15 protein-coding genes are annotated in these 18,584 nt (G+C 61.6%); 8 read left to right on the top strand and 7 right to left on the bottom strand.

Annotated elements, in window-relative coordinates; genetic code table 11:
- Positions 1-175 precede the first annotated feature (175 nt).
- Positions 176-1,558 carry a formimidoylglutamate deiminase gene (locus ABI796_RS18530; protein WP_141283842.1) on the bottom strand — a complete coding sequence of 461 codons (1,383 nt, stop codon included), beginning with the start codon at positions 1,556-1,558 and terminating at the stop codon, positions 176-178.
- Entirely contained in the window at positions 1,555-2,754 is a 1,200-nt protein-coding gene (locus ABI796_RS18525) for an allantoate amidohydrolase (protein ID WP_141283843.1), read from the bottom strand. Before ABI796_RS18525 ends, ABI796_RS18530 begins: the two co-directional genes overlap by 4 nt.
- 236 nt (positions 2,755-2,990) lie before the next feature.
- Here ABI796_RS18525 and ABI796_RS18520 point away from each other — a divergent pair, with 236 nt between their 5' ends.
- From ABI796_RS18520 to ABI796_RS18490, 7 genes are all read left to right on the top strand, one after another.
- Positions 2,991-3,674, top strand: coding sequence for an IclR family transcriptional regulator (locus tag ABI796_RS18520; protein ID WP_141283844.1), 684 nt, complete (start codon positions 2,991-2,993; stop codon positions 3,672-3,674).
- Complete coding sequence (locus ABI796_RS18515) at positions 3,671-4,774, top strand: ATP-binding cassette domain-containing protein (RefSeq protein ID WP_141283845.1); 1,104 nt, start codon at positions 3,671-3,673, stop codon at positions 4,772-4,774. The genes ABI796_RS18520 and ABI796_RS18515 overlap by 4 nt, the downstream gene beginning before the upstream one ends.
- Positions 4,774-5,424 carry an ABC transporter permease gene (locus ABI796_RS18510; protein WP_014923069.1) on the top strand — a complete coding sequence of 217 codons (651 nt, stop codon included), beginning with the start codon at positions 4,774-4,776 and terminating at the stop codon, positions 5,422-5,424. The genes ABI796_RS18515 and ABI796_RS18510 overlap by 1 nt, the downstream gene beginning before the upstream one ends.
- Entirely contained in the window at positions 5,385-6,137 is a 753-nt protein-coding gene (locus ABI796_RS18505) for an ABC transporter permease (protein ID WP_246095805.1), read from the top strand. The genes ABI796_RS18510 and ABI796_RS18505 overlap by 40 nt, the downstream gene beginning before the upstream one ends.
- A gap of 98 nt (positions 6,138-6,235) precedes the next feature.
- Positions 6,236-7,150 (top strand): ABC transporter substrate-binding protein, encoded by a 915-nt coding sequence (locus ABI796_RS18500; RefSeq protein ID WP_141283846.1) that lies wholly within the window; start codon positions 6,236-6,238, stop codon positions 7,148-7,150.
- A gap of 43 nt (positions 7,151-7,193) precedes the next feature.
- Positions 7,194-8,942, top strand: coding sequence for a urocanate hydratase (locus ABI796_RS18495; RefSeq protein WP_344761832.1), 1,749 nt, complete (start codon positions 7,194-7,196; stop codon positions 8,940-8,942).
- A 512-nt stretch (positions 8,943-9,454) separates the two neighbouring features.
- Positions 9,455-10,903, top strand: coding sequence for an aromatic amino acid lyase (locus tag ABI796_RS18490; protein WP_141286519.1), 1,449 nt, complete (start codon positions 9,455-9,457; stop codon positions 10,901-10,903).
- Positions 10,904-11,078: 175 nt separating this feature from the next.
- Here ABI796_RS18490 and ABI796_RS18485 read toward each other — a convergent pair whose 3' ends face one another.
- Together ABI796_RS18485 and rraA are read right to left on the bottom strand one after the other, a co-directional pair.
- Complete coding sequence (locus tag ABI796_RS18485; RefSeq protein WP_141286517.1) at positions 11,079-12,731, bottom strand: MDR family MFS transporter; 1,653 nt, start codon at positions 12,729-12,731, stop codon at positions 11,079-11,081.
- Between the two features lie 132 nt (positions 12,732-12,863).
- The gene (rraA, locus tag ABI796_RS18480; protein WP_141286515.1) at positions 12,864-13,337 is read right to left on the bottom strand and encodes a ribonuclease E activity regulator RraA; all 474 of its coding nucleotides are present in this window, start codon (positions 13,335-13,337) and stop codon (positions 12,864-12,866) included.
- A gap of 157 nt (positions 13,338-13,494) precedes the next feature.
- Here rraA and ABI796_RS18475 point away from each other — a divergent pair, with 157 nt between their 5' ends.
- Positions 13,495-14,799 carry an MFS transporter gene (locus ABI796_RS18475; RefSeq protein WP_141286513.1) on the top strand — a complete coding sequence of 435 codons (1,305 nt, stop codon included), beginning with the start codon at positions 13,495-13,497 and terminating at the stop codon, positions 14,797-14,799.
- Between the two features lie 2 nt (positions 14,800-14,801).
- Here the strand turns inward: ABI796_RS18475 and ABI796_RS18470 are convergent, their stop codons facing one another.
- The 3 genes from ABI796_RS18470 to ABI796_RS18460 all read right to left on the bottom strand — a co-directional run bounded on the left by ABI796_RS18470 (position 14,802) and on the right by ABI796_RS18460 (position 18,515).
- Positions 14,802-16,067, bottom strand: a complete 1,266-nt coding sequence (locus ABI796_RS18470; protein WP_246095905.1) for an FG-GAP repeat domain-containing protein — start codon at positions 16,065-16,067, stop codon at positions 14,802-14,804.
- A gap of 123 nt (positions 16,068-16,190) precedes the next feature.
- Entirely contained in the window at positions 16,191-17,336 is a 1,146-nt protein-coding gene (locus ABI796_RS18465) for an FG-GAP-like repeat-containing protein (RefSeq protein WP_141286511.1), read from the bottom strand.
- 51 nt (positions 17,337-17,387) lie between these two features.
- Positions 17,388-18,515 (bottom strand): VCBS repeat-containing protein, encoded by a 1,128-nt coding sequence (locus ABI796_RS18460; RefSeq protein WP_141286509.1) that lies wholly within the window; start codon positions 18,513-18,515, stop codon positions 17,388-17,390.
- Between the last annotated feature and the right edge of the window lie 69 nt (positions 18,516-18,584).

The raw sequence follows: 18,584 nt of genomic DNA, 5'->3' as shown, positions 1-18,584 counted from the left end.
CATGGACCCGCTCCTGAGCGTCTGGGAGTTGGCTGAGTGCCTCCCGGACGCCCCGAGGGGCAGTTGAATAAGCGCTTGAGTCATCTTTTTGAACACAATATGTGCATTCCAGGTGCCCAGGGTGGCACCAAAGCCAAGTGCCGCCGTCGTCTGCTTCCGGCCTGCAAGGGTGGCCTTAGGAGAACTCCTTCAACGCTTCAGTCAACAAGGTTGCAGGGGAACCCAGGCGTGAGTGCACACCATGAGTGGCCATGAGTTCACCAGCAATAATTACGTGAATGACGTCGCTTGCCGTAGCGCTGAAAGCAAGCTGAAGTGGCTGTGATCCCACAGTGCGCGTAGAACCGGGATCAATGACCATGAGGTCGCAGACTGCGCCCACCTGCAAGGCAGAAGCGGCAATAGGGGTTGCCATGGAGCGGGATGCTCCTTCCGTGGCGGCCACCAGCAGTTCCCGGGGTGAGAACCTGCCGCGCTGCCCGCTGCCCAGCCGCTCCCCGTGTTCCAAACTCCGCATCTCAATCCAGGGATCTATCACCGCATGCTGGTCAGTCCCCAAAGCGATGGCGGCTCCGGCGTCGAACAGTTCACGGGCCGGACCAATCCCGTCAGCGAGGTCGGCTTCGGTGCTGGGGCACATCACCACTGTGCTGGCCGCTCCGCCCAGCAAGGAAATGTCATCTTGGCTCAGATGCGTGGAATGAACAGCCGAGAGCCGGGACGACACCAGACCATGACGAGCCAAAAGTCCCGCAGGAGTGGTGCCGTAGGCTTCCACGCATGCTTGGTTCTCGGCAGGTTGTTCGCTGAGGTGGATGTGCAGGGGAATGTCTTGGGGCAGCTGCTCCGCGACCACCTTCAGGGCTTCTTCAGGCACTGCACGGACGGAGTGCAGGGCGGCGCCCACGCCCACCCTCTCCGATGGAAACTCCCGTGCTATAGCTGCCCGCAGGGAGGCCAGCCGATCCAGCCACGCCTTGACGTCTGTGTCCCCGAACCGTGCCTGCTCAGGGCTGAGTGAGGTGCCGATCCCGCCCGTCAGATACAACGTGTCCAAAAGCGTCAGACGGATCCCTGCGGACATTGCGGCCCGCGCAAGGGCCAACTCCATGGCGTGAGGCTCCGCATAAGGTGCTCCGTCCAGTTGGTGATGGACGTAGTGGAACTCGGCCACGCTGCTGAAGCCTGACGCCACCATCTCAGCGAACACCGCAGTGGCAAGCTTCTGATACTTCTCCGGGGTCAGCTCGGACGCGCTCCGGTACATTTGCTCCCGCCATACCCAGAAATCACCGCGCCCGTCATGTGTCCTGCCGCGAAGAATTCTGTGGAAAGCGTGCGAATGTGCGTTGGCTGCTGCCGGAAAGGCGACCCCCATCAAGAGTGTGTCGCCGGGTTGGGGCTGTGCATCGCTTGCAATGGAGGAGATACGGCCGTCGGTGGTCTCCACCCGCACGCCTGTAGCCACCTCCGGAAGCACCGCACCGCCGTCGTCATTGTCCCTGGCAGCGCCGCCGCCGCCGGCGATGAGGGCACTCTCGCACCAGAACGCGCTCATAGGAGTCCTTCCACAACATCGGCCAAAGCGATGGCGCCCGCGGAGGCGTCCTCGTCGGCAACGTATTCTTCGGGCGAGTGTGAGATGCCGCTGGGATTACGGACAAAAACCATTGCAGAGGGCACGTACCCGGCCAGGACTCCGGCGTCGTGCCCCGCGCCTGTGGCCAGCACGGGTGCCCCGGGCAAGAGGCCGGTGATGCGACGGCTGAGGTCGGTATCAAAGTGGACTGTGTCGCTGTACGACTCCTCCGTGAGGGTCACACTGCACCCCTCTGCAGCCGCTATATCCTGGGCGGTCCCGTAAATTCGTTCGATGAGGTGAGCGGTCACTGCGTCATCCGGGTGGCGGGCATCCAACCAAAGATCAACGCGCGAGGCGATCACGTTGGTTCCGCCGGGCACGGGCGTCAACCGGCCCACTGTCGCCCGGGCGTCGGGCTGTGTGGCGGCGGTGTCGCGAACAGCCACGATGATCTGTGCGGCAGCCACCATGGGGTCGGCACGGTCAGTCATCAGGGTTGTGCCGGCATGGTTGCCTTGGCCGCTGATGCTGATCTTCCAACGCCCGTGACCCAGGATTGAACTTCCCACGGCAACGGCAGGGCCGTCCTGTCCCAAGCCCTTGCCTTGTTCGACGTGAAGTTCCACGAACTCGCCGATCCGCGCCATGGCTTCCGGATCCGGACCTATATAGCGGGGATCCAGGCCATTGGCGCTTGCGACGTCCGCAAACGAATCGCCATTGATGTCCCGCAGGTTCAGGGCCTTGTGGACATCGATCGCGCCGGTGAGGAGCCGGGAGCCCAAGCAGGCCACGCCAAAGCGCGAACCTTCTTCCTCCGGGAACACGGTGACGGCGAGGGAACGTGCGGGCTGGACTCCGCGGGCCTTGAGGATGTCCACAGCGGCCAACGCGGAAGCGACGCCGAGCGGACCGTCGAATGCACCTCCGCCGGGCACGGAGTCGAGGTGGCTTCCGGTAACTAGGGCTCCCTTTTGGGGCTTGCCCCACCACGCCCAAATAATCCCGTTCCGGTCTGTTTCCACCTCGAGGCCCCGCTGGGCGGCTTGCTCGATGAACCACTGCCTCAGGTCATGTTCGGGCGTTGTATAGACGGCCCTGGAGTAGCCTCCGCGAACCGCATCGCGGCCCACATCCTGGATTGAGGCTAGGAGTTGATTGACGGATTCCACGTTTTCCTCCGATTGAAAGACTGCCACCAAGTAAAAACCAGATGCCACCACATGACAAGGGTTGATGCCACTGTTTACACAGCGGAAACATGCTCGACGCTGGGCGGGGGCATCATTGCGTCTCATGAACCGAACTCGGCGCAACATTGCTGAAGACTATTGCCATTTAATGAAACTTGGTTTTTACTGAATGGCAAGAACGAAGTGATGTGGACCACGGAAAGCGAAGGTGTGTGATGGCTGACTCCTCCACCCGGACAGTAGAGAGGGCGCTTGCGCTCTTGGGGGCAGTTTGTTCGGAAGGAGCCATTGCGCTGAGCGACGCGGCGAGGTTTGCTGACCTCTCGCCCAGCACAGCCCTCCGCCTCCTCCGCACCCTTGAAGGAAGCGGTTTTGTTTCACGGGATGACGGCGGCAACTTCCGTCCAGGGGCCAGCATCATCCAGCTTGGTGCACTCGCACTCGGCAAGGAATCACTCGTCTCATTGTGCACGCCCGCCATGAAGCGCCTCGTGGCAACAACGCGCGAATCCTGCTATCTCAGCATTCCCGGAGTTGGGGACACGGGAATCTATATAGCAATCGTCGAGGGAACCCACTCGATCAGACACTCAAGCTGGGTGGGGCGGAGCATCCCCCTCGAAGGCACAGCATCCGGCCAGGTCCTTAAGGGTGAACAGCCCGAGCGTGGCTTTGCCGTGGTGCGCAGCGGTGTGGAGGACGACGTCACGGCAATCGCCGCGCCGGTGGTCATGGGAGGACGGACAGTGGCTTCGCTGAGCATTGTGGTTCCCAGCTACCGCGTGGACGAACTGAAGGCCCTCAAGATAGGCCAGCAACTGGTGGAGGAAGCTGACAACATCCTCAGCCTGAACACCGAAAACCATGAGTTACCCCAGGAAAGCATGGAAGCAAAATGATCAAGTTTGAAAATGTCACCAAGGCCTACCCTGACGGCACGGTGGCAGTGGACGGCCTCAACCTGGAGGCCCCCACCGGAAAGCTCACCATCCTTGTTGGTCCTTCCGGCTGCGGCAAGACCACTTCACTGAGGATGATCAACCGCCTCATCGAACCCACCAGCGGCACCATCTACCTCGATGATCAGCCCACCTCCGGCATGGACGCAGCGTTGCTCCGCCGCAGGATCGGCTACGTCATCCAGCACGCAGGGCTCTTCCCGCATAAGACCATCGTGGACAACGTCTCCACCATGCCGCTCCTGCTCGGAGAAAGCCGACAAAAAGCACGGACCAAAGCCTTGGAACTGATGGAACGCGTTGGATTGCCCGCGAGCTTCGCCAAGCGTTACCCCTGGCAGCTCTCCGGCGGACAGCAGCAGCGCGTAGGTGTTGCCCGTGCCCTGGCATCAGACCCGGCGTTCATGCTGATGGACGAGCCCTTCAGCGCCGTGGACCCCGTAGTGCGCTCGCAGCTTCAGGAGGAGTTTCTTCGCCTGCAGCGGGAGATCGGCAAAACCATCATCATGGTCACGCACGATATTGACGAAGCCCTCAAGCTGGGGGACCAGGTTGCCGTGATGCGTGTGGGCGGCAAGCTTGCACAGATGGCGTCACCTTCCGAGCTGCTGACAGCTCCTGCGGACGAGTTCGTTGCCGATTTTGTGGGCCGCGACCGCGGCTACCGTTCGCTCGGTTTTACCAAGACAGCCGGCGCCGTGGCTATCGGCGAAGAAGCTGCAGTTCAGCTGGGTGCTTCCGCGGACGAAGCCCGCGCCAAGGCGCTGGGTGCTTGGGTTTTGGTGGTCGACGGCGGCAGGAAGCCTCTCGGATGGGCTCAACCGGAGCTTCTCAACGGTGAGGTGAAGCGCGAAAACCTTAACCTCAGCGGTATCCCGGCCGCGGCATCAGGAACCATGCGCCAATTGCTCGACGCTGCCCTCTCCTCGCCCAGCCGCCGGGGCGTAGTTGTCAACGAACACGGCGAACTGATCGGTACCGTGTCCGCAACAGACGTGGTGAAGGCCATCGAGGCCGAGCCGCACTTGGAGACGATCTGATGAACTTCGAGTGGCTGGGCCGCCAGTTCGACAACATCGTGTTCCTGCTCGGCTGGCATGTCCTGCTGGCCGTCACCCCGCTGATCCTGGGGCTGCTCATCGCGCTGCCCCTTGGCTGGTGGGCGCACCGCAGCCGGCGGATCTACCCTCTCCTGGTGGGCGTCGCCGGTCTGCTCTACACTGTCCCGTCCCTTGCGCTCTTCGTGCTCCTTCCGTTGGTCCTGGGCACCAAAATCCTGGACCCGCTGAACATTGTGGCCGCACTAACCATCTACACCGTGGCCTTGTTGGTCCGTGTGGTGGCGGACGCCCTTGATTCTGTTCCTGAGGACACCGTCCAAGCCGCCAAAGCCATGGGTTACCGCGGCTACCAGAGCCTCCTGAAAGTTGAGCTCCCCGTGGGTGTCCCGGTGATTTGCGCAGGCTTGCGCGTCGCCGCCGTCTCCAACGTCAGCCTCGTATCAGTGGCCGCCCTGCTGGGGATACCGCAGCTGGGATCACTTTTCACGCAGGGCTTCCAGCTCCGTTTCTACACCCCCATCATCGCGGGAATTGTGCTTTGCGTGGTCCTGGCCATGATCCTTGACGGGCTGATCATCCTCATCAACCGGTGGCTGACACCGTGGACCCCCAAGGTGGTGGCATCGTGAACTACTTGTTCGACCCCGCACACTGGAGCGGCGCAGACGGCATTCCAACCCTGATCGCTGAGCACCTCCTCTATTCGCTGATTGCCTTGGCCGTTGCAGCCATCATTGCGGTGCCCCTGGGAATCTACATCGGCGTAACAGGCAAGGGCGTGTTTATGATTGCCGGACTTGCCAACGCCCTGCGGGCACTGCCCAGCGTGGGCTTGCTGATCCTGCTGGTCCTGCTCATATCTCCCGCTTTCCCGTCCCGCATGGGCTATGTTCTCCCGAGCCTCATCGTGCTGGTACTTCTGGCGGTTCCGCCCATCCTGACCAACACCTACGCCGGCGTTCGCGCAGTGGATGCTGCCGCCGTCGACGCCGCTAAAGGCATGGGCTTCCGAACCATGAAGATCCTCACGGACGTCCAGCTGCCCTGCTCCCTTCCGCTGGTTTTGTCCGGTGTTCGCAGCGCCCTGTTGCAGATCATCTCCACCGCGACCATCGCCGCATACATTTCGCTTGGCGGTTTGGGCCGCCTCCTGATTGACGGAAAGGCCCAGAACGACTACGGCCAAATGGTTGCCGGCGCCGTCCTGGTGGCACTGCTGGCATTGTTCTTCGACCAGCTTCTCGCTTTCATCACCCGCCGCGTGGTCTCACCCGGACTGACCCGGCGCACCATCAAGTCGGCCGTAGTGGCCGAACCCGTGAAGACCCCCGTCACGGTCTAAACAACACCGGCGCCGGTGATTCGGCGCGCAGGATTCACCTCCACCCCACCCCCATCTGGCCGCTGCATGCCCTGCAGCACCATCCCAGGAGAGTTGACATGAAGAAATACCTCACCGGAATTACCCTGGCGGCCGTTGCTGCCATCACCCTGAGCGCCTGTGGCGGCGGGGACCCCATGAGCTCATCCAACACAGCCGCAGCCGGCGGCTCAGGCGACAGCATCATCGTCGGCTCCGCGGACTTCCCGGAGAGCCAGCTGATCGCCAAGATTTACGCAGAAGCCTTGAAGGCCAAGGGTGTGGAGGTCACCGAGAAGCCGAGCATCGGCAGCCGGGAGGTCACCATTCCGGCACTCAAGGACGGCTCCATTGACCTCATGCCGGAATACGGCGGCGCACTACTGCAGTACCTCGATTCCGCTACCAAGGCTGTTTCCTCCGAGGATGTTGCCAAAGAGCTGACCACCAAGATCCCGTCCGGGCTGACGGCATTGACTCCTTCTGAAGCCGAAGACAAGGACGTCCTCACTGTCAAGAAGGAAATCGCCGATCAGTACAAGCTCAAGACCATCGAAGATCTCCAGCCCGTTGCCAAGGAACTCGTTCTGGGCGGCCCGCCGGAGTGGAAGACCCGCCTCAACGGCGTTGCCGGACTGAAGTCCGTCTACAACCTTGAATTCAAGGAATTCTCAGCGCTCGACGCCGGTGGGCCGCTGACGCTGAACGCCCTTCTTTCAGGCCAGGTACAGGTAGCCGATCTGTTCAGCACCGATCCTGCTCTGGCGGAGAACAACCTCGTGGCACTTGAGGACAACAAGAACCTGTTCCTCTCCGAGAACATTGTCCCGGTCATCAACGAGAAGAAGGCAACCGACTCTGTCAAAGAAACCCTGGACAAGGTCTCCGCCGCTTTGACTACCGAAGATCTCATCAAGATGAACGGCCGTGTGGCCAAGTTCGAGGACATCGGCGAAATCGCCAAGGAATGGCTCCAGACCAAGAACCTGGGCTAATCCCTCCTGGTTCGTGTTGCTGGCTGCTTTAGAGGAGTAAAGAATGACTGCCGATTTCACTTCTGGTGCCCGTCCGGTTAAGGCCGCCCGGGGTACCGAGCTCACTGCCAAGTCGTGGCAGACCGAAGCGCCGTTGCGCATGTTGATGAACAACCTGGATCCGGAGGTTGCTGAGCGTCCGGATGATCTGGTGGTTTATGGTGGCACGGGCCGTGCTGTGCGTAGTTGGGCTGCGTTTGATGCGATTACCCGGACTCTGGAAACCATGGAGAAGGACGAAACGCTCTTGGTGCAGTCGGGCAAGCCGGTGGGTGTGTTCCGCACTCATGAGTGGGCTCCCCGGGTGTTGCTGGCGAACTCGAATCTGGTGGGGGATTGGGCGACGTGGCCTGAGTTCCGCAGGCTCGAGGCTGAGGGTTTGATGATGTACGGCCAGATGACGGCCGGGTCCTGGATCTACATCGGTACCCAGGGGATCCTGCAGGGCACGTACGAGACTTTTGCCGCGGTCGGGAACAAACTCGCCGCTGTCAGGCAGAACACCGCACGTCACCCGGCCCCAGCAGCGGAGGGCTCCACTGAGGGCCCTCTGGCCGGGACCCTGACGTTGACGGGTGGGTGTGGTGGCATGGGCGGGGCCCAGCCGTTGGCTGTGACCTTGAACGATGGTGCGTGTTTGATTGTTGACGTGGACGAGACCCGTCTGCGCCGCCGGGCCGGGAAGCGGTACCTGGACGAGGTGGAAACGGATCTGGACGCCGCGATCAAGAAGGTCCAGGCCGCGAAGGATGAGCGTCGTGGCTGGTCGGTGGGGTTTGTGGGCAACGCCGCCGAGGTGTTCCCGGAACTGCTGGCCCGTCACAAGGCCGGGGAGATCACTTTTGATGTGGTCACCGATCAGACGTCCGCGCACGATCCGTTGTCTTACCTGCCCGAGGGCATCAGCGTGGCTGAGTGGCACAGCGAGGCTGAGGCTGATCCGGAAGGGTTCACGAAGAAGGCCCAGGCGTCCATGGCCCGCCAGGTCCAGGCGATGGTGGAGTTCCAGGACGCCGGGGCTGAGGTGTTCGATTACGGTAACTCCATCCGTGATGAGGCACGTAAGGGCGGCTATGACCGGGCGTTTGAGTTCCCGGGTTTCGTTCCGGCGTATATCCGTCCGTTGTTCTGCGAGGGCCTGGGCCCGTTCCGTTGGGTTGCCCTGTCCGGGGATCCGGAAGACATCGCCGTCACCGACAAAGCGATCAAGGAGCTCTTCCCGGAGAACAAGCACCTGCACAAGTGGCTCGACGCCGCGGCGGACCGAGTGGAGTTCGAGGGCCTGCCGGCACGTATTTGCTGGCTTGGGTATGGCGAACGCGCCAAGGCCGGCCTGTTGTTCAACCAGCTGGTGAAGGAGGGCAAGGTCAAGGCCCCGATCGTGATCGGCCGTGACCACCTGGACTCGGGCTCGGTGGCGTCCCCGTACCGGGAGACCGAGTCCATGGCTGATGGTTCGGATGCGATTGCTGACTGGCCGTTGCTCAACGCCCTGATCAATACCTCCTCCGGTGCCACCTGGGTCTCCATCCACCACGGCGGCGGTGTCGGTATCGGCCGGTCACTGCACGCCGGACAGGTTTCCGTCGCCGACGGCACCGACCTCGCCGCGGAGAAGCTCGAACGGCTCCTGACCAACGATCCCGGCATGGGCGTCATCCGCCACGTCGACGCCGGCTACGACCGCGCCGTCGAGGTCGCCAACGAACGCGGCGTCCGCATCCCCATGAACGAGGCTGCCAGCACGCGCTAGTTGCATCTTCATGCAGTTCCCGGGAGGGCCAGGCAGTGTTGGCTTTCCTGGCCCTCCCGGGACAACCACGGCATCAGTCCGAACAACAAGATCAGCAAGCCCCTGAGAAAGCGAGGATCTGCACCATGGACAGGGAAAGCCCGGAAACGTGGGCATCAGTCGCTATCGGAACGCGGGTGACCATGACCAAAGGCGGCCACAACCCGTTCCGGGGGACTGTGGATGATAGAACCGCGGATGGAACAATTCTCTGGATCCTTTCAAGGACGGGGATTCGGAAGCTCTTTCATGCTGAGGACGGGTTTCGGTTGACCCCTGGTGAACGATGACCGCAGAACTCACGGCAATGGCCCACACTGATACCGCGACGCAGGCTCTGGATCGGGATGAAAATTCGGATCGGGGCAGTAGTGGCGGAGAACAAAACAAGTTGTCTTGTCCGGAAGACTGCTTTTACTGCACGGCACCGGAAACGGACTAGCCTCGGAATCGGACTGGAAAGGACCGCTAAGTTGGTCATTATCGATGGCTTGAAGCTGGACCTGGCGGACGTCGTCGCAGTAGCTGATGGCGAACATGTCACGTTGGATCCTGAAGCAGTGGTTCGAATGGACGAATCGCGGAAGTCTGCGGAGGCCACGGCGCTGCGACGTCCGGTCTATGGGCGGTCTACGGGGGTCGGCGCAAACCGCACGGTTTCCCTGACGGAAGCTGATGGCGGAGACACCCACGGGCTGAAGCTTTTGCGTAGCCACGCAGTGGATGCGGGCAAGCCCCTTGATCGCAGGACCGTGCGGGCAATGTTGGTTGTCAGGCTCAGCCAACTGGCGGCCGGGGGATCTGGAATCAATCCAGCCATTGCCCAAGCGTTGGTGGAACTTATCAACAGCAACGTAGTTCCTGAGATAAGGGAATTCGGTGGCATTGGAACTGCGGACCTGCAGGCGCTTGCCGGTACGGCACTTACCATGCTGGGCGAACGTCAGCCATTGGGCGGCGGCGAAGTTCCCGTTCGCCTGGCGGGGTGGGCCACGGCCGATGCCCTTCCCTTCATCAGCTCCAGTGCACTGACAATTGGTCAGGCGATCCTGGCACATCAAAAACTGTCGACGCTCTTGGACAGTGCAGCGTCAACGGCCGCTCTGTCCTTTGTTGCGATGTCCGGCAACTCCGAGGCACTGAGTCCAGCTGTTGCGGCCGCTGCCGATACTCCGGAGGTTGCCTCGGCCGCAACGATGTTCCACTCCATGGTTCAGGGCACCGGCGAGCCCGCGCGCATTCAGGATCCCTATTGCCTACGTACCTTGCCACAGATTTTTGGCTCACAAGCTGAGGAACTGGCACGTCTGCACGCTCTGCTGAGCCGCCTTGTCACAGCGGGCAATGAGAATCCGCTCATCCACGGCGCACCCTCCGACCGCACGAATGACGTTGCACACCATGGGCTCTTCCAAATGACCAACCTAGCTCGCCGTGTGGATTCGTTGCAGCTGGCCATCGGGGCGGCATGTGCCACCCACCTGAGGAGGATCGATCTTCTCTGCGATCCGAAATACACACGCCTGCACCCCTTCTTGGCGCAGGATGGTTCCGGTCAGTCCGGGGTAATGATGCTTGAGTATGTGGCTGCTGCTGCCGTCGGCAGGATCCGTGCCAACGCGCAGCCCGTGAGCCTGCAAACCGTGGTGTTATCGCTCGGGGCTGAGGAGGATGCCAGCTTCGCAAGCGTAGCCACCGCTCAGTTGGAGTCGACGGCGGACGCACTCGCCATTGTTGCTGCTGTGGAACTTGTTTGCGCTTCACGAGCCCTTCGCCTTCAGGGGAGGCAGCCCGAGGAGTTCACCAGCCCCAGGCTGCGGGCAATGATGCAGGCAGGGTTGACGCTGCCATCCGACATGGAAGACCGTGATCTTCGCGGTGATCTGGAGAGGGCCGCGGAGCTCATTGGGGCTTCGTCCTAGACATCCTCGCCCCGAAGCGAATCGGCCGGAAACAAATCAGCAGCACTAACCAGGCCAAACAGAACGGCAGGCGGTCCGAAGACGGCCTGCCGTTACTGGTACTGCATGCACCGGGTGCCTGGTGTCTAGTTCCTGGTGCCTGTGCCTGGTGAGTGACGGAGGGCCTGGTACTGACTTAGTGCGCCGGAACTGAATCCTTGGCTGCTGCCTTGGGGTCCGTGAGCTTCTTGTTGGGCAAGGCAAAGCTGATCAGGAAAGCAAGGAGCATGAGCCCGGCCGCCGTGAGCATGACTACGTCAATGGCTTGGGCGAAGCCTTCGGTGATGGGCCTGGTCAGTGTGCTGTTGGCCGTGTGAAGCCAGCTGGTGTCATTCAGGGACTCGTTATTGGCGCCGTTCTTGAAGAAGTCGAAGAGTTTGGCGTTCGCGGGATCGGAAGCGACAGCCGGGTCCTTCATGACAGCCTGGTAATCCGGGTTGGCGGCGGCAGTCTTCATGCCCTCGGCAATCTTGTCAGCCGCCGTGCTGAACAGCATGGAGATGAAGACGGCCGTTCCCACTGCTCCACCCATGGAACGGAAGAACGCAGCGGTTGAAGTACCCACACCCATATCCTTGGGCGGAACAGAGACCTGCATGGCAAGTGTCAGCGGCTGCATGCAGAAACCCAGTCCGACGCCGAAGAACACAGCAATCAGCCCAGGCACCCATAGTCCGGTATCGACCCCGAGGACCAGGCCCATGACGGTGGCTGCGGCAGCCAGCACCGCAGTACCCATGATGGGGAAGATCCGGTATACCCCGGAGGAGGAGATGGTCCGGCCAGCGGAGATGGAGCCGAAGAGGATGCCCACGGTAAAGGTGATCATCATCAGGCCGGCCTCGGTGGGAGTAAGCCCCTTCACCAGCTGCAGGTACATGGGCAGCATGGCGATGGCGCCGAACATGCCGATGCCGATGATGAAGTTCAGAAGCGACGACAATCCAAACGTCATGTTCTTGAAAAGCCGCAGGGGAATCAGTGCGTAGTCCCCGGCTCGCTTCTCGGCCAGGAGGAAGGCCACGATTCCGATGACGCCAAGTCCGTAGCAGAGCCAGGACGCGCCCGAGGTCCAACCCCAGATGCGGCCCTGTTCTGCTACCAACAGCAGCGGCACAATGGCCAACGTGATGGCAGCGGCACCCCAGTAATCAATTTTCTGCTTCACATGCCGGGCCGGCAGGTGCAGGTACATGAAGACCACCACAAGGGCGGCGAGGCCAATGGGAAGGTTGATGAAGAAGACCCACCGCCAGCCTTCGAAGCCCAGGATGTTGGCCGAGCCCGCGAAGGCGCCGCCAATCACCGGACCGAGCACAGAAGAAATACCGAAGACTGACATGAAGTAGCCCTGGTACTTGGCCCTGTCCTTCAGAGCCACGATGTCGCCAATAATGGTCAGCGCCAAAGCCAACAAGCCGCCTGCACCGAGGCCCTGGATGCCGCGCGCAATGGCGAGCTCGGTCATGGAGTGGACCGATCCCGCGTAGAGGGAACCGATCAGGAAGATCACGATTGCCACCAGATAGAGCGGGCGGCGACCAAAGATATCGCTGAGCTTGCCGTAGAGCGGGGTGCTCACGGTGGAGGTGATGAGGTAGGCAGTGGTGGCCCACGCCTGGAGGGACAGGCCATCGAGGTCGTTGGCGATGGTGTAGATGGAGGTGGACACGATGGTTTGATCCAGCGATGACAGGAACATGCCGAGCATGAGCCCCACCATGACGGTGAGTGTCTGACGATGCGTCAGGACCTCTCCGGCAGCCCTTACAGGCGCAGTTTTGGACATATCTTCTCCAGAGGTGGCAGAAAAGTGGACTAAGCAGGATAGTTGCTTTCAGTAACTATCTTACAGTCCGGTTGATTCCCGAGGGCAGAATATTTCTTCCGCACTTCCTCTGAGTCGGCAGTCCAGCGAGGATCAGCGCTCGATCAAGATGCCATCCGGGTCGCAGAAAATCATCACGCCTGGCTTGACCCGGACGTGATCAAGGACCAGCTGAACATCCACTTCCCCCACACCTGCCTTGGCGCTCTTCTTCGGGTTGCTCCCTAATGCCTTAACTCCCAAGGGGAGGCGGGCAATGGCCTCGCGGTCCCGAATGGCGCCGTTGATGATCACGCCGGCCCAGCCGTTTGCCACGGCGCTTTCTGCAATCATGTCTCCCATGAGGGCCGTCCTTAGCGACCCCTGTCCGTCAATCACAAGAACGGCGCCGTCGCCGGGTGTATTGAGGATGCTCTTCACCAAGGCGTTGTCCTCGAAGCACCGAACAGTGCGTACGGGCCCACTGAAATGCGTGTTGCCACCCAAATTCTGAAACTGGACAGCTATGGATTCCAGTTCCTCGCCGCGCTCGTCGTAGAGATCGGCGGTATTTACTTGCTCACTCACAGGGCTTCTCCTCTTTCGGTTTGAGGCCACACTAGCGCTTGCTTCAGAGCCAGGGCAGGAGATATTTCGGCCTATGTGGATAAAGACGCCGACGGCGGTTCAGTGTGGTTCCGCCGCGCTAGGCTGAATCCAAACATTCCAAGAGGGGGAACCTGCTATGAGCTTGTCCGATCTACCTGGCCCGGTGCCGGATCCAACGGTGGTCCGTGGTGGAACCACCACAGCACTGGCAGAGCCGGTTACTCGTGTCCGGCCGATCTGGGTCACTGGGGTAGTTCTGGTTAACCTCGGTATCAACGCAGCGTTCTTCGGTCCACTCCAAGTACTCTTGGGCCTCCAAGCGGCTCACTTTGATGAAGGCCAGAAGGAAGCAATCCTGGCTTTGGTCACTGGCTGCGGCGCGGCCGTATCCATGGTGGCAAACCCTCTCTTTGGGGCTTTCAGCGACCGTACTACGTCCCGTTTTGGCCGCCGCGTCCCATGGGTTCTTATGGGTGCCATTCTTGGTGCCGTGGCACTCGTGGCTCTGGCCGGTGCACCCAATGTTGCGGCCATGACGTTGCTTTGGTGCCTTGTGCAGGCCGGAGCAAACGCGATGTATGCAGCAATTACGGCCGCCGTGCCTGACCGCGTTCCCGTTCCACAGCGCGGAACCGTAGGGGGACTGGCCGCCATGGGGCAGACGGTGGGAATCCTCATCGGCGCGGTCATCGCTGCGGTGGTCGTTGGAAACTTTGCCGCCGGTTATTGGCTATGCGCTGCGGCGCTGCTGGCCGGCGTCGTGGTTTACCTCTTCAAGAATGACGACCAGCAGCTGCCGCCAGCCGAACGACCACCCTTCAAGATGGCGAAATTTGTCAGAGGCTTCTGGGTGTCTCCCAAGCGCTACCCCGATTTCGCCTGGGCGTGGCTGACTCGTTTGCTGGTAAGCACCGGCAATCACATGGTCACGCTGTATCTGCTGTTCTTCCTCAGCGATGCCGTACGTCTCAAGGAAACCGAGGGAATCGAGCCATCGTTTGGCGTCCTCATTCTCACCGGGCTTTACGCGGTCTCGGTCATCATCACCAGCGTGCTCGGCGGAAGGCTGAGCGACAAAATGGGCAAGCGTAAACCTCTGGTCATTGCCTCATCAGTGATCATTGCACTCGCATCGCTGATCCTCGCGTTCGCACCCACATGGATTGGCGGACTGGCAGGTGCGGTTGTGCTGGGGATCGGCTTCGGAGCGTACCTTGCAGTGGACTTCGCTCTCATCACGCAAGTTCTTCCCACGGGGTTGGACCGCGGACGGGACTTGGGCGTTATCAACATTGCCAACTCACTGCCGCAGGTGATCGCCCCTTTGATCGCATCTCCATTTGTCCTTTACTGGGGCGGCTACGTCTCGCTGTACGTAGCCGCCGCAGTCATTGGGCTCTTGGGCGCCGTCTTCGTGGTGAAGATCAAGAGCGTGGCTTAGGTCTAGAACACGGCATTCATGACGTTCCAGCCGCTGCCGACGGTGGCCTGGCCCTTCCAGTAGCCGTTAAACATGGCATTTATCTGGTAGGCCGAGGCATTGCCGTAGTACATGACCATGGCACCGGAGTGATCAATCCCGTAAAGGTCAGGGTCGCCGTCACCGTTGAAATCCCCCAGCCCACCGAGCCTGGACATGACCTTCCAGCCATAACCCGTCGTCAATACGCCCTGGAGTTGTCCGTTGCGGGGACCTTCGCTGATCATCAGGCCGCCGTATTGATTCCTGTACATCAGGGATAGGGATTCGCTGCCCGTAAAGTACCCCACAGTGGTCAGCAGGTCGGCATTTCCCCATCCGTAGCCAATGAGCGTTGGCTGCAGCCAGCCGCCGCGCCCATCGCCGGGGTACAAGAAGAGATTGTGGGCAGAGTCGCGGGCGATGATGTCGTTGGTGCCATCTCCATTGAAGTCACCGGCCCCGGTGATGTCGATGAAGCCCTGCCAACCTTGGCCTACCTGCTTGGCCACAACCCAACCGCCGGCGCCGTTGCCCGAGTAGAGAAACAGTCGTCCCTGTCCGTCTCTGGCCATGACATCCACATTGCCGTCTCCGTCAAAGTCACCAGGGGAGAGCAGGAGGTTGTAGATGTGCCACCCTGTGCCGATGACCTGCGGCGCGTACCAATGTCCGCGTCCGTCTGTTGGATATAACAGCAGCTGACCATACGAGTTGCGGGCGAATACATCAGCCGTTCCATCCCCATTGAACCCCCAGGACCGGGCCTTTGCACCTATTTTCATGGGGTTATGAGCAGGCTGAGTCGCTGTGGACGTTGCATCGAAGGTGACCGTCAGTGACCCGGATATGGAATGGCCCATGTCTGCTGCGCCGGGACGGTACTCGGATTGGTTGGCGCCAGGAATCGCTACGTTGTCCCGCGTCCACTGGTAAACGTAGGTGGGCTGACCGCCGGCGGGAGAAACTTCCGGAGGGCTGTAAAGCACCATCCTGAGGCGGCCACCCACGGTGGGATCTCCTTGGATCTCAACTAAGTTAAGCCACACAGTGCGCAGGGGCACCATGGCCTGTGGCTTGGCGCCGCTGGGTATGGCTGAAGATGGTGAACTGATGCTTATGCCAGCAGGCGTGGTCGCGCTGGCAGCCGTAGCTGTGGCCGGAGCCAGGACCAAGGTCATTGCGATGGCGCCAACCAGAAGGCGTTTGCGGCGGCGCGCAGGCGCGCGAAGGGCAGAGCTGAAGCCCAAGGATTCCCCCAATAATAAGGCGGCACAGAGTTGGCCGAAGAGATCAATTGGGATGACACTACCGCCTGCTGGCCCGCTGGCATATAGCGGTCCGAATATTGCGACGCCGTAGGTGGCTGGATGTTAGAACAGGTCCGTGAACCCGCCCCAGCCCCAGCCAACTACGGCAGCGCCGGACCAGCCGGCATTTCCGTTGCCGTAGTAGGCGCGCAGCTGGCCGGAGCCGTCCACGGCGAAGACGTCGAGGCTGCCGTCGGCGTTGATGTCGCCGGCGCTGCCGATTTTGCTCATGCCGTTCCACCCCTGGCCAACTACGGTCATGCCGTTCCAGCCGCCTGAACCGTTTCCGCTGTAGAGCTTCAAGTACCCGGCGGAATCGCGGGCGAGGACATCAACGTTGGTGTCCCCGTCGAAATCGCCGGGGGTGATGATCGAGTTCAAGGCGTTCCAGCCTTGGCCGGCCACGGTCCGGGGAAGCCATCCGCCTTCACCGTCGCCGGGGTAGAGGTAGAGAATTCCGTTGGCGTCGCGGGCCAGGACGTCGTTGGTGCCGTCGCTGTTGAAGTCCCCGGGAGCCACCAATGATGTGAAGATGTTCCATCCGGTTCCTACCTTGCGGGGACCGTTCCAGCCGCCGGAACCATCGCCGCTGTACAGGTAGAGCCCGCCGGCTGTGTCCCTGCCCAGGACGTCGTTGACTCCGTCGCCGTCAAAGTCGCCGGGGGAGAGGACTGTGGGGAAGATGTTCCAGCCCGCGCCGACGGTCCGGGCCGGTTCCCACGTGTTGTTCACCCGCGGGTACATCAGCAGGGCGCCGTCGGAACGGCGGGCCAATAGTTCGAACGCGCCACGGCCTGTGAAGCCATTGGGCCGGTTGGAGGCGGAAATGGGGGCAGTTTCCTCGCTGGCGACTTCCAGGCCTTCGCAGGGGTAGCTGGCAACCAGGTGCGCGGCGATGGTTTTGCCGCGGTCTTCTTCAGTGAGGACGTAGTCGGGCCAGGTGGGGTGGTCGGTTGCCACTTCACCGTCGCGGGTCCAATAGATGCGGGTATCCGGTCCGGCAGCCGCGCCGCACCCTTTGTAGGCCATGGGGTCCCACGTAACGGTCAGCGTGGAGCCAACGTATGGAGCTCCGGTAATGACCGGAGGTTCAGGGTCCATGGTGGCCATGGCCGGTGCGGGGGCCAGTACTACTGCTGCGAAGATCGCAGCCCCGATTCCAGCGATTGCCCGGCGCACGCCGGACGTAGGGCGTGATGAAGCTAACATTGTGTCCTCCCCAGACTTTATGCGGTTAATGGTACCGCGGCTGGGATCTTCCTAGAAGATTGCTGTGAACCATCCGAAGCCGGCGCCAACCGCCTCCGAGCCCTTCCACCCGGTCCGGCCATCGCTGTAGTAGCTCAGCAAACGGCCCTGCTGGTCCACCCCGTAAACATCGGGGAAACCGTCGCCATTGAAGTCACCGGCGCCGCCAACAAACCTGAGCGCGTTCCACCCGACGCCGATCATCCAGGATCGCGCCCAGCCGCCCGCGCCGTTGCCCCCGTAAAAGTACAGGTAGCCGCTCCGGTCGCGCGCCAGGATGTCCACATTTCCGTCACCATTGAAGTCGCCCGGGGTCACCAGCGCGTCCATGACATTCCAGCCGGTCCCGACGGCGGTTCTCGCCAACCAGCCTCCGGCCCCATTGCCGGGGTAGAGATAGAGGGCGCCACCGGGCTCCCGGGCAAGGACGTCGTTGTGGCCGTCGCCGTTGAAGTCGCCCGGGCCGATGATGGAGTCGAACACGTTCCAGCCGTTGCCAATGGACCTGGCCGGCTTCCATCCGCCTGCGCCGTCGCCCCCAAAGAGGTAGAGCCCGCCAACGGAGTCGCGGACTATCATGTCGCTTTTGCCGTCACCGTCGAAGTCGCCGGGGGAGAACGCGGTATTGAAGATGTTGAAGCCGTAACCCACTGTCCGGGCAGGATCCCAGCCGCTGCCGTTCCGCCCGTAAAGGACCAGAGAGCCGTCACTGGCGCGGGTCAGGAGCTCGAAGGTGCGTCCGGTGAAACCTGTGGCCCGGTTCACGGCCCCCACGGGCTTGGTTTCGTTACTGTGCAGGGATTCTCCGCCGCATGCCGTGGTGCTGGCGGTAACGTGGGCGGCCATGCGGGCGCCAGTGTCATCCTGCTCCAGCGTGTAGCTGCGTGTTGTTTCCCCGGCCACCAGGAAGCCATCCCGCGTCCAGTAGACCGTAAAGTCGGGGCCTTTGCCGCCCCCGCAACCGTAGAACGTGTACGGGCCAATGTCAGCGGTGAGCTTCTTCCCCACAAACGCTTCACCGTTGACTATGGGGTCCGGCCCGTTGCTGGGCGCGGCCGACGCCGGCAGGGGGCCAAGTGCCATGGCCACCGCCCCGGCGGTCAGCAGCGCCGCTGCAATCCGACGTCGTAATGTCCCCATGCGTGTTCCTCCTGTATGGCTTCCAAACCTGGATGAAGTGTATGTGTGCGGGGCCGATACGCGGGAAAG

The sequence above is a fragment of the Paenarthrobacter aurescens genome (genome assembly GCF_041549525.1).
GTDB lineage: Bacteria > Actinomycetota > Actinomycetes > Actinomycetales > Micrococcaceae > Arthrobacter > Arthrobacter aurescens.
Note: the sequence above shows the minus strand (reverse complement) of the source record. Positions and strands in the feature narration are given on the sequence as shown.